1 protein-coding gene (cut by a window edge) is annotated in these 15,052 nt (G+C 69.5%); it reads left to right on the forward strand.

All coding sequences use genetic code 11. From position 1 onward, the window contains the following. Positions 1–15,052, forward strand: the 5' portion of a protein-coding gene (locus CCOS191_RS28535; RefSeq protein WP_046855419.1) for a non-ribosomal peptide synthetase. It continues 10,394 nt past the right edge of the window; 15,052 of the gene's 25,446 nt are visible here — the first part of the coding sequence; its start codon is at positions 1–3; its stop codon lies off the right edge, out of view.

A 15,052-nucleotide genomic window follows, 5' to 3' on the forward strand; every position in this document is an offset into this window, starting at 1 on the left:
ATGCTCTTCAGCGAACTCATGGCAGCGCTTTCCACCCGTGCGATCCGACTCCAGCGCGAGGAGGCCGACCTGATCGTCGAGGGCGATGACGATACCCTCGATGACGCGCTGTGGGACGCATTGGCGGCGCACAAGCCAGCGCTGCTGGAGATGCTCGCGGGCCTGGAGGATGGCTGGCTGAGCCCGGCGCTGCGCATCACCCCCGACATGCTGCCCCTGGCCGGGCTCGACCAGGCCGCCATCGACCGCATCGTCGCCACGCTGCCCGGGGGCGCGGCGAATCTGCAGGACATCTACCCGCTGGCGCCGCTGCAGGAGGGCATGCTCTACCACCACCTCACGGCTGCCGAGGGCGACCCCTATGTGCTGCAGGCCCAGCTGCGCTTCGCCAGCCCGGCGCACCTGCAGGCGTTCGCCGAGGCGCTCGACTGGGTGATCCAGCGCCATGACATCCTGCGCACGGCACTGGCCTGGGAATACCTGGACCAGCCGCTGCAGGTGGTGTGGCGCAAGGCGCCGCTGGCGTGCGAGGCAGTCGGAAGCCTGGACGGTGACGAGCCGCTGGAGCAACTGCGCGCCCGTTTCGACTCGCGTCATTACCGCATGGACCTGGCCCAGGCCCCCTTGCTGCGCCTGGTGCATGGCCAGGATCGCGACGGCCGGGTGCTGGGCCTGCTGCTGTTCCACCACACGGTCATGGACCACACCGGCCTGGACATCGTGCGCCGCGAGATTTACGCCTATCTCGCGGGTGACAGCGAGCGGCTGCCAGCCCCGGTGCCGTTCCGTGACCTGCTGGCCAGGAGCCGCCAGGCCCAGGACGAACAGGCCCATGAAGCATTCTTCGGCGCCATGCTGGCCGATATCGATGCGCCGACCCTGGCCTTCGGCGTCCAGGAGGTGGCCGGCCAAGCCATGGAGGAAGCCCGGATCACCCTGGCGCCCGGCCTCAGCCAACGTCTGCGCGCCCAGGCCCGGTCGCTCGGGGTCAGCCCGGCCAGCATCATGCACCTGGGGCTCGCGCGCCTGCTGGGCGCGTGGTCCGGGCGCGAGTCAGTGGTGTTCGGCAGCGTGCTGCTGGGGCGCATGGCGGCGGGCGAGGGCGGTGAACACGCCCTCGGGATGTTCATCAATACCTTGCCGCTGCGGGTCGACCTGCAGGGGCAGGGTGTGCGGGATGCACTGTTGCTGACCCACCGCCAGTTGACCGCACTGCTCGGCCACGAACAGGCACCACTGGCCCTGGCCCAGCGTTGCAGCGGTGTGGTGGCGCCGATGCCGTTGTTCAACAGCATGCTCAACTATCGCCATAGCGCGGCAGGTGACGCCGCGGCGGTGATCGCGGTGGCGCCGGGCATCGATGTGGTCGGCACCGAAGAGCGTACCAACTATCCCCTGAACCTGGCGGTCGACGATCTGGGTGACGATCTGCGCCTGACGGTCCAGGCCCTCGCTGAATGGGGTGCCGAGCGACTGTGCGGGCAACTGCGACAGGTGTTCGAGGGGCTGGTGGAGGCGCTCGAGCGCGCCCCCGACTTGCCCGTGCTGGTGCTGCCGGTGCTGACGCCCGAGGAGCGCCATCAACTGCTGACCGGCTGCAACACCACGGCCGCCGAACACGACCTCGACCAGCCGCTGCACGCGTTGTTCGAGCGCCAGGCGCTGCTGCATCCACAGGCGGTGGCCATCGAGGCGGAAGGTGAACAGCTGACCTATCGGCAGCTCAACGAACAGGCCAACCGCCTGGCCCACCACCTGATCGCCCTGGGCGTGCGCCCCGACGACCGGGTGGCGATCTGCGTCGAGCGCGGCCCGTCGATGGTGGTTGGCCTGCTGGCCATCCTCAAGGCCGGTGGCGCCTATGTGCCAGTGGACCCGAGCTACCCGGCCGAGCGCATCCGCCACATGCTCGTCGACAGCGCGCCGCTGGCGGTGCTGGTGCACGCGGCCACCCGCGAGGTGCCGGGCGCGCTGGCCGTGCCGCAGATAGACGTCGACCAGGCGGACTGGGAAAGCCTGCCGGCGACCGACCCACGGGTGGCCGGGCTGACCTCGCGCCACCTCGCCTATGTGATCTACACCTCCGGCTCCACCGGGCTGCCCAAGGGCGTGATGGTCGAGCACCGCAGCGTGGTCAACCTGGTGCACTGGAGCGCTGGGCTGTGCCCCGCGAAGGCGGACGGCGCGGTGCTGCACAAGACCCCGATCAGTTTCGACGCCTCGGTGTGGGAGCTGTTCTGGCCCCTGGGCAGCGGCCTGCGCCTGGTGCTGGCGCGGCCGGACGGCCAGCGTGACGCGGACTATGTGGCGCGGCGGATCATCGAGTCCAGGGTCAGCGTGGTGCAGTTCGTGCCGGCGCTGTTGCAGCAGTTCCTCGAACAGGCGCGCAGCGCGCAATGCAGCAGCCTCACCGACATCGTCTGCGGCGGTGGCGAGCTGACCGAAGCCCTGGTGCGCCAGGTGCGCGAGCGCCTGCCGCAAGTGCGCCTGCACAACGTCTACGGCCCCACCGAAACCACGGTCGATTGCAGCGTCTGCACCCTGGAGCCCGATCAGCCCGTGCCGGACGGCGCGCTGCCAATCGGCCGGCCGATCGACAACACCCGCCTTTACGTACTGGACGGCGCGGACCAGCCGCTGCCGTGGGGCGTGGCCGGGCACCTGCACATCGGTGGCGTGGGGGTGGCGCGTGGCTACCTGGGGTTGGCCGGGCAACAGGCCGAACGCTTCATCGACAGCCCGTTCGTGCGCGGCGAGCGCCTGTACCGCAGCGGTGACCTGGTGCGCCAGCGCGCTGACGGTTCGTTGCAGTTCCTCGGTCGCAACGATCACCAGGTCAAGCTGCGCGGACTGCGTATCGAACCGGGTGAGATCGAAGCCTGCCTGAACCGCGTGGACGGCGTGCGCGAGGCGCTGGTGCTGGTCCACGAACACCCGCACAGCGGCCAGCGCCTGGTGGCCTACCACACTGGCCAGGATCACGCCGCGCAGTACCTGCGCGAGCGTCTGCTTGAGCAGTTGCCGGAGTACATGGTGCCGGCACTGTTCATCCACCTCGATGGCATGCCGCTGACGCCCAACGGCAAGGTCGACCGCAAGGCTCTGCCGACCCCCGAAGCGCCGGTGCGCCAGTACCAGGCGCCCCAGGGCCCGATCGAGACCGCCCTGGCGGCGATCTGGGCGGACCTGCTGGGTGTCGGGACAGTGGGGCGTGACGACAACTTCTTCGAGCTGGGCGGCCATTCGCTGCTGGCGGTACGCCTGGTGGAGCGCATGCGCCAGCAGGCGCTGGCGGCCGATGTGCGGGTGCTGTTCAGCCAGCCCACGCTGGCCGCGCTGGCGGCGTCGGTGGGTGGCCGGGCCGCCGTCGAGGTGCCGGCCAACCGTATCCCGGCAGGTTGCACGCGGATCACCGCGGACATGCTGCCCCTGGCCGACCTCGACCAGGACGCCATCGACACACTGGTGCGGCAGATCCCCGGTGGCGCGGCCAATATCCAGGATATCTACGGCCTGGCGCCGTTGCAGCAGGGCATCCTCTACCATCACCTGGCCAGCGAAGGCGCCGACCCCTATGTGGTGCAGGCGCGTTTCGCCTTTGCCGGGCAGGTCGAACTGGACGCCTTCGTCGCCGCGCTGAACCAGGTCATTGCGCGTCACGACATCCTGCGCACCAGCCTGCATTGGCAGGGTCTGGACGAGGCGGTGCAGGTGGTCTGGCGCGAGGCGCCGCTGCTGCTGAGCCCGGCGCTCGAAACGCCACGGCTTGACCTCGGCCAGGCGCCCTTGCTGCGCCTGAGCAGCCAGCGCCAGGCCGGACGCCTGGAGGCGACCCTGCTGCTGCATCATATTCTTGTCGACCACACCGCCGTGGAACAGCTGATGCTCGAGGTGGGGGCGCTGCTGCAAGGCCCCGCAGAGCTGCCGGCCAGCATCCCGTATCGCAACTACGTGGCCCAGGCACGCCTTGGCGCGGACCCTCAGGCCGACGAGGCACTGTTCCGCGAGCTGCTGGGCGATATCGACGAACCGACCGAAGCGTTCGGCCTGCGCGAGGCGATGGTCGAGGCCCATTCGGTGGGTGAAAGCCGCTGGCCATTGGAGCCTGCGCTGGTCGCACGCCTGCGCGGGCAGGCCAGGGCGCTGGGGGTCAGTGTCGCCAGCCTGGTGCACCAGGCCTGGGGGCAGGTGCTGGCGCAGATGTCCGGACGCGAAGAGGTGGTGTTCGGCACCGTGCTGCTCGGTCGCCTGCAGGGCGGCGAGGGCGCCGACCGGGCGCTGGGCATGTTCATCAATACCTTGCCGCTGCGGGTCAGCGTGGGCGCTGCGGGCGTGGCCGAGGGCGTGCGCCTGACCCACCAGCGCCTGGCGCGCCTGCTGGCCCATGAACAGGCCTCCCTGGCCCTGGCCCAGCGCTGCAGCGGCGTGCCGGCCTCGCAGGCGCTGTTCAGCAGCCTGCTGAACTATCGCCACAGTGCTGGCCAGCCTGCGCAGGGGCCGGTCTGGCCGGGGATCGAACTGTTGACCGCGCAGGAGCGCAGCAACTACCCGCTGGTGGTCAGCGTCGACGACTATGGGGATGATTTCCGGTTGACGGTGCAGGCCGTGGCGTCGGTCGATGGCGAGCGCGTCTGCCGCTTGCTGCAGTGGGCCCTGACGCAGTTGGTCACGGCGCTGGAGCAGGCGCCGCAGGTCGCGCTGCACAGTCTGCATGGGTTGCCCAGGGTAGAGCGCGACTGCGTGCTGGGTTGTTTCAATGCCACGGCACGCGACTACCCGCGCGACCTGGCCGCCCACCGCCTGTTCGAAGCCCACGCCGCGAGCACGCCCGAGGCACTCGCGGTGATCCACGGTGAACGCCAGTGGAGCTATGCCCAGCTCGATGACCAGGCCAATCGCCTGGCCGTCTACCTGCTCGAGCAGGGCGTGCGTGCCGGTGATCGCGTGGCTTTGCTGCTGCCACGCTCCTTCGACCTGTTGGCGGCCCAACTGGCGGTGAGCAAATGCGCGGCAGTGTTCGTGCCGCTGGACGGCAATGCTCCGGTCGAACGCCAGGCGTTCATGGTCGGCGACAGCGGGGCGGCGTTGCTGCTGACCCACAGCGACCAGCCCGAAGTGGCGGGGGCGCGCCGGGTCGAACTCGACCGACTCGACCTGAGCGACTATGCCGATGCGCCGCTAGGGCTGGCGGTGGACGCCGGCAGCGCGGCGTACATCATGTACACCTCCGGCTCCACCGGCACACCGAAGGGCGTGCAGGTGCCGCACCGGGCCATCGTGCGCCTGGTGGTCAACAACGGCTTTGCCAACTTCGATAGCCAGGACCGGGTGGCCTTCGCCTCCAACCCGGCGTTCGACGCCAGCACCCTGGAAGTCTGGGCGCCGCTGCTCAACGGCGGCGCGGTGGTGGTGATCGACCAGGATCAGGTGCTGTCGCGCCAGGGCCTGCGCGAGGTGCTGCTGGAGCAGGGCGTCACCGTGCTGTGGCTGACCGCCGGCCTGTTCCACCAGTTCGCCGATGACTTGCTGCCGGCGTTGCGCAAACTCCGCTACCTGATGGTCGGCGGCGATGTGCTGGACCCGGCGGTGATCGCCCGGGTACTGCGTGACGGCGCGCCGCAACACCTGCTCAATGGCTACGGCCCGACCGAGGCCACCACCTTCAGCACCACCCACGAAATCACCGAGGTGGGCGAGGGCAGCATCCCGATTGGCAAACCGATCGGCAACAGCCGCTGCTACGTGCTCGATGCCCGCCAGCAACTGCTGCCGGTGGGGGCGCTGGGCGAGTTGTACATCGCCGGCGACGGCGTGGCCCTGGGTTACCTGGGTCAGCCAGAGCTGACGGCCGAGCGCTTCCTGCCCGATCCGTTCAACGGCGGCACCATGTACCGCAGTGGCGACCTGGTCAGTTGGCAGGCCGACGGCACCCTGCGTTACCTGGGCCGTGCCGACCAGCAGATCAAGCTGCGCGGTTTCCGCATCGAACTGGGCGAAATCGAGGCGCGCCTGGGCGAATGCCCGGGCGTGCGCGACGCGGCGGTGATCGTGCGTGAGGACGCGCCGGGAGACAAACGCCTGGTGGCGTACTTCACCGGTGACGTTGCGGCGATCGGCGAACTGCACGAGCGTCTGCAAGGCGTGCTGCCGGACTACATGCTGCCGTCGGCTTATGTACGTCTGGATGCGCTGCCCCTGACGGCCAACGGCAAACTCGACCGTCGTGCGCTGCCGCAGCCAGGCAGCGAGGCCGTGGTCAGCCGCGCCTTCGAGGCGCCGCAGGGCGAGGTGGAGACGGCACTGGCCGCGATCTGGGCCGATGTACTCAAGGTCGAGCAGGTCGGTCGCCATGATCACTTCTTCGAACTGGGCGGCCACTCGCTGCTGGCGGTGAGCCTGGTCGAGCGCATGCGCAAGGCCGGCCTGGCTGCCGACGTGCGCGTGCTGTTCGCGCAGCCGACCCTGGCCGCGCTGGCGGCGGCGGTGGGCTCTGGACGAGAAGTGACCGTACCCGAAAACCGTGTCCTCCAAGGTGCGACCCGGATCACGCCAGAGATGCTCAGCCTGATCGAACTGGACCAGGCCAGCATCGACCACATCGTCGCCAGCGTGCCGGGCGGCGCCGCCAATGTGCAGGAGATCTACCCGCTGGCGCCGTTGCAGGCGGGCATCCTCTATCACCACCTGAGCGCCGAGCAGGGCGATCCGTACCTGTTGCAGTCGCGCCTGGCCTTTGACAGCCTCGAGCGCCTGCGTAGCTGGGCAGCGGCCTTGCAACAGGTCATCGACCGCCACGACATCCTGCGCACTTCGGTGGTCTGGGAAGGCCTGGCGGAGCCGGTGCAGGTGGTCTGGCGCCAGGCCAACCTGGCGCTCAGCGAAGTCACCGGCCTGGGTGAGGAGTCCGTGATCGAGCAGTTGCTGGCGCGTTTCGATGCCCGCCAGCAGCGTCTGGACCTGACCCGGGCGCCATTGCTGCGACTGGTCTATGCCGAGGATCCGCGCCAGGGCGAGTGGGTGGCGCTGTTGCAGTTCCACCACCTGACCCTCGACCACGCCGCTATGGCCGTGGTCGGCGAGGAGATGCAGGTGCTGCTGGACGGGCGTGGCGCCACGCTGCCTGCCGCGGTGCCGTATCGCAATTATGTCGCCCAGGTCTGCCTGGGCGACGATCAGGCCAGCCATGAGGCGTTCTTCCGCGCCCAGTTGGGGGATGTCGAAGAACCGACCCTGCCCTTTGGCCTGGCCGATGTGCAGGGCGATGGCGGGCGGGTCGAGCATGCCGCCCTGATGCTGCCTGACGCCCTGGCCCAAGGCCTGCGCGAGCAGGCCCGGCAGCGCGGCGTCAGTGCCGCCAGCCTGGTGCACCTGGCCTGGGCCCGGGTGGTCGGTGTGCTGGCGGGGCGTCACGACGTGGTGTTCGGCACCGTGCTGATGGGCCGCCTGCAGGGCGGCGAGGGCGCCGACCGCGCCCTGGGCATGTTCATCAACACCCTGCCACTGCGGGTGGACACCGCGCTGCCGGTGGAGCAGGCCGTGCGCGTCACTCATCAGCGCTTGTCGGCCCTGCTCGGTCACGAGCATGCGCCCTTGGCGCTGGCCCAGCGTTGCAGCGGCGTGGCGGCTTCGGCGCCGTTGTTCAGTGCCTTGCTCAACTACCGGCACAGCGCCGAGGCGGCCCGGGACGGTGAAGGTATCTGGCAGGGTGTGCGCCTGCTGGGCGGCGAGGAGCGCAGCAACTACCCGTTGACCCTGAGCGTCGATGACCTGGGCGAGGGTTTCTCGCTGAGCGTGCTGGCCGCCGAGGGGTTGCCTGCGGCGCAGGTCGGCACGTGGATGGTCAATACGCTAGGCCAACTGTTGCAGGCGCTGGAGCGGGCGCCGGGCCAGGGACTCGATCATCTGCCGATGCTGGATGACGAGGCTTTGCGCCAGGTGGTGGAGGGCTTCAACACCACTGCCGTCAATTATCCGCAAGGGCACACCGTTCACGCGCTGGTCGAGGCCCAGGCGCCCGAAGCGCTGGCCGTGGTACAGGGCGAGGTGAGCCTGAGCCATGGCGAGCTGAACCAGCGCGCCAATCGCCTGGCCCATTACCTGATCAAGCGTGGCGTGGCGCTGGGCGACCGTGTCGCGCTGTGCCTGTCGCGCGGTCCGCAGCGGCTGGTGGCGATGCTGGCCGTGCTCAAGGCCGGCGCGGCCTATGTGCCGGTCGATCCGGGCTATCCGGCGGAGCGCATTGCCTATCTGCTCAGTGACAGTGCGCCGACGCTGGTGCTGGTCGAATCGAGCACTGAGTCGCTGGTGGGCGAGGTGGCCAAGGTTGCGCTGGATGGCGATGACTGGGCTCATGAAGCTGACAGCAACCCCGTCGTCGCCGGTCTGGATGCGGATCAGCTGGCCTATGTGATCTACACCTCCGGTTCCACCGGCCAGCCCAAGGGAGTGATGGTCGAGCACCGCACCCTGGCCAACCTGGTCCACTGGCATTGCCAGGCCTTCGACCTGGGCGCCGGCAGCAACACCTCCAGCGTCGCCGGCTTCGGCTTCGATGCCATGGCCTGGGAGGCTTGGCCGGCGCTGTGCGCCGGGGCGGTGCTGCACCTGCCGCCGGCGCAGATCGGCGGCGAGCACGTGGACGAACTGCTCGACTGGTGGCTGCAGCAGCCGCTGCAGGTCAGCTTCCTGCCGACCCCGGTGGCCGAGCAGGCGCTGCGCCGCGAACGCCAGCACCCGACCCTGCGCACCTTGCTGGTGGGCGGCGACCGTTTGCGCCAGTTCGACCGCGATCCGGGCTTCGTGCTGGTCAACAACTACGGCCCGACCGAGACCACGGTGGTCGCGACGTCCGGTCAACTTCAGCCGGGTGGCGCGCTGCATATCGGCAAGCCGACCGCCAACACCCGTGTCTATGTGCTGGATGCGCAGCGCCAGCCGGTGCCGGTCGGCGTGACCGGCGAGCTGTACATCGGTGGCGCGCAGGTCGCCCGTGGCTACTTCAACCGCCCCGACCTTACCGCCGAGCGTTTCCTCGACGACCCGTTCGCCGCTGGCCGTATGTACCGCACCGGCGACCTGGTGCGCTGGAACGCCGACGGCACCCTGGACTACCAGGGGCGCAACGACGACCAGGTGAAGATCCGCGGCGTGCGGGTCGAGCTGGGCGAGATCGAGGCCGCGCTCAAGGCCCAGCCGGGCATCGCCGATGCCGTGGTGCTGGTGCGCGACGAGCGCCTGCTGGCGTGGTTCACCGAAGCGGCAACGGTCGATATCGAGCGCCTGCGCGAGGGCTTGCAGGCCAGCCTGCCGGCGCATCTGCTGCCGCAAGCCTTGGTGCGCCTGGACGCACTGCCACTGACCAGCCACGGCAAGCTGGACCGCAAGGCGCTGCCGCAACCGGCCATGCTCGCCGCCCAGGACTACGTCATGCCGCAAGGTCCTGTGGAAACTGCCATCGCTGCGCTCTGGGCCGAGGTGCTGGGTATCGAGCGGGTTGGTCGCCACGACAACTTCTTCGAACTTGGCGGCCACTCGCTGCTGGCGGTCAACCTCACCGCGCGTCTGCGCCAGGCCGGCCTGCAGGCCGACGTACGCACCTTGTTCGGCCAGCCGACGGTGGCGGCGCTGGCGGCGACCCTGGGCCAGGGCCGCCAGGTCGAGGTCCCGGCCAACCGGATCCCGGCCGGCTGCACCCGGATCACCCCGGACATGCTGCCACTGGTGGATCTTGAACCTGCTGCCATCGAGCGCATCGTCGCCACGGTGCCGGGGGGCGTGGCCAACGTGCAGGATATCTACCCGCTGGCACCGTTGCAGGAAGGCATCCTCTATCACCACCTCAGCTCGCCGCAGCACGACCCCTATGTGCTGCAGTCGCCCATGGCCTTCGACAGCCTGGCGCGGCTCGAGGCCTTCGCCGCTGCGTTGCGCCAGGCCATCACACGCCACGATGTGCTGCGTACCGCCGTGCTCTGGGAGGCTCTGGAGCAACCGCTGCAGGTGGTCTGGCGCGAGGCGCCGCTGCTGGTCGCACCGCTCGAAGGGCAGGACCTGCAACGCCTGGAGCTGAGCCAGGCACCGCTGATTCGCCTGCTGTACAGCGCCGATGCCGGCAGCCAGCGGGTCGAGGCACTGCTGCAGTTCCACCATATCGTCCTCGACCACACCGCCCTGGAGATCATCGGCGCGGAACTGCTGGGCTACCTGCAAGGCACCACGGCACCGCTACAGGCCCCGGTGCCTTACCGCAACTACGTGGCCCAGGCGCGCCTGGGCGTCAGCCAGGCCGAGCACGAGGCGTTCTTCCGCGAGCTGCTGGGTGATATCGACGAGCCGACGCTGCCCTACGGCCTGAGCGACGTGCAGGGCGATGGCCAGGCTATCGAGGAAGCCCAGCTGTGGCTGGACGAAACCCTGGCCGCGCGCCTGCGCCAGCAGGCCCGGCAACTGGGCACCAGCCCTGCAAGCCTGTTCCACCTGGCCTTCGCCCGCCTGCTGGCCGCCACCAGTGGCCGCGACAGCGTGGTGTTCGGCACCGTGCTGCTGGGCCGGCTGGAGGCCGGCGAAGGTGCCGAGCGGGCGCTGGGCATGTTCATCAATACCCTGCCGCTGCGCCTGGACCTGCAGGGCGTGGCCCTGCCCGAAGCGGTGCGCCAGACCCAGCAGCGCCTGAGCGCCTTGCTGGTCCACGAGCATGCGTCGCTGGCCTTGGCCCAGCGTTGCAGCGGCGTACCGGCGCCGGCGCCGCTGTTCAGCGCCATGCTCAACTACCGTCATGGCCAGGAGGCCAGCGAAGCCCGGCGCCTGGACTGGCAGGGCATCGAGTTCCTCGACGGCCAGGAGCGCAGCAACTACCCGCTGAGCCTCAGCGTGGACGACATGGGCCAAGGGTTCCGCCTGGTGGCCATGACCCCGGCGACGGTTGGCGCCCAACGGGTCTGCGGGCAGCTGCGGCAGGTACTGCTGGCGTTGGTCGAAGGCCTGGAGGCACAAACCGGGCAGACGGTGCTGCAACTGCCGGTGCTGCAGGACGAGGAACGCGCCTTCTTGTTGCAGGACTGCAACGCGACAGCGCGGGCCAATGATTCCGAGCAGCCGATCCAGGCGCTGTTCGAGCGGCAGGCAGCACGCGCCCCCGAAGCGATTGCCGTGCACGCTGAAGCGGGGCAACTGAGCTACCGCGAGCTCAACGTCCAGGCCAACCGCCTGGCTCACCACCTGATCGCACTGGGTGTGAAACCCGACGACCGGGTGGCGATCTGCGTCGAGCGCGGCCTGCCGCTGCTGGTCGGCCTGCTGGCGATCCTCAAGGCCGGTGGCGCCTACGTACCGCTCGACCTGGACTATCCGGCCGAGCGCCTCGGCCACATGCTCGCCGACAGCCAGCCGCGGGCGCTGCTGGTGCAACAGGCCACCCGGGCCCTGGTGGGCTCGTCGGCGACATTGGTCGACCTCGATCAGCCGACTTGGGGCGACCTGTCGGACAGCAATCCGCAGGTGCCTGGCCTGACCTCGCAGCACCTGGCCTATATGATCTACACCTCAGGTTCTACTGGCGTGCCCAAGGGGGTGATGGTCGAGCACCGCAACGTGGTCAACCTGGTGCACTGGAGCGCCGGACTGTTCCCGAACAAAGGTGCGGTGCTGCACAAGACCCCGGTGAGCTTCGACGCCTCGGTGTGGGAGCTGTTCTGGCCGCTGTGCAGCGGGTTGCGCCTGGTGCTGGCGCGCCCGGATGGCCAGCGCGACCCGCAGTACTTGGTAGAGCTGATCGAACGGCAGCAGGTGAACGTGGTGCAGTTCGTGCCGGCCTTGCTGCAGCAGTTCCTCGACGAGGACGCCAGCGCCGCCTGCGCCAGCCTTACCGACATCGTCTGCGGTGGTGGCGAGCTCACCGAAGCCCTGGCCCGCCAAGTGCGCGAGCGCTTGCCACAGGTGCGCCTGCACAACGTCTATGGCCCCACCGAGACCACGGTCGACTGCAGCGTGTGGACCCTGGAAGCGCGGGATCCGCTGCCGGCGGGCGCATTGCCGATCGGACGGCCGATCGACAATACCCGCCTGTACGTCCTCGACGCCCACGACCAACCGGTGCCGTTCGGCGTTGCCGGTCAGTTGCACATCGGCGGAGCCGGGGTGACGCGGGGCTACCTGGGCTTGCCGGAGCAACAGGCCGAGCGTTTCATCGCCAGCCCGTTCGTTGACGGTGAGCGTCTGTACCGCAGTGGCGACCTGGTACGCCAGCGCCATGACGGCGTGCTGGAGTTCCTCGGCCGCACCGACCACCAGATCAAGCTGCGCGGCCTGCGTATCGAGCCGGGCGAGATCGAGACCTGCCTGAACCGGATCGCGGGTGTGCGTGAGGCGCTGGTGCTGGTGCACGAGCATCCGCACAGCGGTGCGCGCCTGGTCGCCTATCACCGGGGTGAACCGCAACAGGCCGACGCGCTGCGCCGGGCCTTGCTGGCACAGCTGCCGGAGTACATGGTGCCGGCGCTATTCATCCATCTCGACAGCTGGCCACTGACCCCGAACGGCAAGCTGGAGCGCAAGGCACTGCCGCTGCCGGATCTGCACGCGGGCGGCTACGAAGCACCACAGGGCGACACGGAAACCCTGCTGGCCGAAATCTGGGCGCAGTTGTTGGGTGTCGAGCGCGTAGGGCGTCACGACAACTTCTTCGAACTGGGCGGCCATTCGCTGCTGGCCGTAAGCCTGACCGCGCGGCTGCGCCAGGCCGGCCTGCAAGCCGACGTGCGCACGCTGTTCGGCCAGCCGACGGTGGCGGCGCTGGCAACCACCCTGGGGCACAGCCGCCAGGTGCCGGTTGCGGCCAACCTGATCCCGGCCGATTGCACCCGCATCACCCCGGACATGCTGCCGTTGGTGGCGCTGGAGCAGGCCGACATCGAACGCATCGTTGCCACGGTGCCGGGCGGCGCGGCCAACGTGCAGGACATCTACCCACTGGCACCGTTGCAGGAAGGCATCCTCTACCTGCACCTGAGCAGCGCGGACGCCGATCCGTATGCCTTGCGCGCGCAATTGCGCTTCGACAGCCCGGCGCGCCTGCAGGCGTTCGCCCAGGCCCTGGAGCAGGTCATCGCCCGGCACGACATCCTGCGCACCGCGGTGCTCTGGGAGGGCCTGGCGCAACCGGTGCAGGTGGTCTGGCGCCAGGCGCCGCTGCAACTGGCGCCGCTCGACGCGCAGCACCTGGCACGCCTGGACCTGGGCCAGGCGCCGCTGATCAGGCTGCTGCACCGCGCCGTGCCGGGCAGCCAGCGGATCGAGGCGGTGCTGCAGTTCCACCATATCGTGCTCGACCATATCGCCATGCAGGCGGTGCAGGCCGAGCTGCGCGGCTATCTGTCGGGCCACGACGAGCCGCTGCCGCCGTCGGTGCCGTACCGCAACTATGTGGTGCAGGCGCGCCAGGGCGTCAGCGAGGCCGAGCATGAAGCGTTCTTCCGCGCCCGCCTGGGCGATATCGACGAGCCGAGCCTGCCGTTCGGCCTGCGCGAGGTGCAAGGCGAGGGGCTGGCCCTCGATGAGGCCGAGGTCGAGTTCGAGGGGGCCCGCTATGGCCGCTTGCGTGCCCAGGCCCGCCAGCTGGGGGTGAGCACCGCGAGCCTGGTGCACCTGGCCTGGGCGCGCCTGCTGGGCAGTGCCTGCGCCAAGGACCAGGTGGTGTTCGGTACCGTGCTGTTGGGCCGTCTGCAGGGCGGCGAGGGCAGCGAACGGGCGCTGGGCATGTTCATCAACACCTTGCCGCTGCGGGTCGACCTGGGTGGGCTCGGCGTGCGCGAAGGCGTGCTGGCCACGCACCGCGAGCTTTCGGCGCTGCTGCTCCACGAGCACGCCTCGCTGGCCCTGGCCCAGCGCTGCAGCCAGGTGGCGGCGCCGCTGCCGCTGTTCAGCGCCTTGCTCAACTACCGCCAGAGCAGCCGGGCCGCGCCGCAGGCGCAAGCCTGGGAAGGTATCGAGGCGCTGGGCAGCGAGGGGCGCACCAACTATCCGCTGAGCCTTAACGTGGATGATTTCGGCGACGGCCTGCGCCTGGGCGTGCAGGTGTCTGCCCAGGTCGGCGCGCAAAGAGTCTGCGCGCAGATGCTGCAGGTGCTCGACGGTCTGCTGCTGGCGCTTGAACAGCACCCCGAGGAGCAACTGGAGCGCCTGCCCGTGCTGAGCGCCGATGAACGGCGTCAGGTGCTGGGCGATTTCAACGACACTATCCAGGCCTACCTCCTCGACCAGACCCTGCACGGGATGATCGAGGCCCAGGTGCGGCGCACCCCTGATGCCGTGGCGGTAAAGGCAGAGGAGGGCGAACTGAGCTATCGCCAGCTGGATGACCAGGCCAACCGCCTGGCCCATCACCTGATCGCCCTGGGCGTAAAGCCTGACGACCGGGTGGCGATCTGCGTCGAGCGGGGCCTGGCGATGGTGGTCGGCCTGCTGGCCATCCTCAAGGCCGGCGGCGCCTATGTGCCGGTGGACCCGGAGTACCCGGCCGAGCGCATCCGCCACATGCTTGGCGACAGCGCCCCGCTGGCGGTGCTGGTGCACGCCGCCACACGCCATGTGCCGCAGGCCAGCGCGGTGCCGGTGATCGACCTCGACCTGCCGACCTGGCTGGAGCAACCGGCACAGGCGCCGCAGGTGGCAGGGTTGACCCCGCGCCACCTGGCCTACGTGATCTACACCTCCGGTTCCACCGGCCTGCCCAAGGGGGTGATGAACGAGCACGCCGCGGTGGTCAACCGCCTGCTGTGGATGCAGGACGCCTATCGCCTGGGTGCCGACGACGTGGTACTGCAGAAGACCCCGTTCAGCTTCGACGTGTCGGTGTGGGAGTTCCTCTGGCCGCTGCAGACCGGGGCACGGCTGGTGATGGCGCGCCCTGGCGGGCACCGCGACCCCGAGTACCTGCGCGAGGTGATCCGCGCCGAGCAGGTCAGCACCTTGCACTTCGTGCCGTCGATGCTCGATGTGTTCCTCGCCCATGGCGATGTCCTGCCGCACCGCCTCAAGCGCGTGCTGTGCAGCGGCG

It is taken from the genome of Pseudomonas sp. CCOS 191 (assembly GCF_001007005.1).
In the GTDB taxonomy this organism is placed as follows: domain Bacteria; phylum Pseudomonadota; class Gammaproteobacteria; order Pseudomonadales; family Pseudomonadaceae; genus Aquipseudomonas; species Aquipseudomonas soli.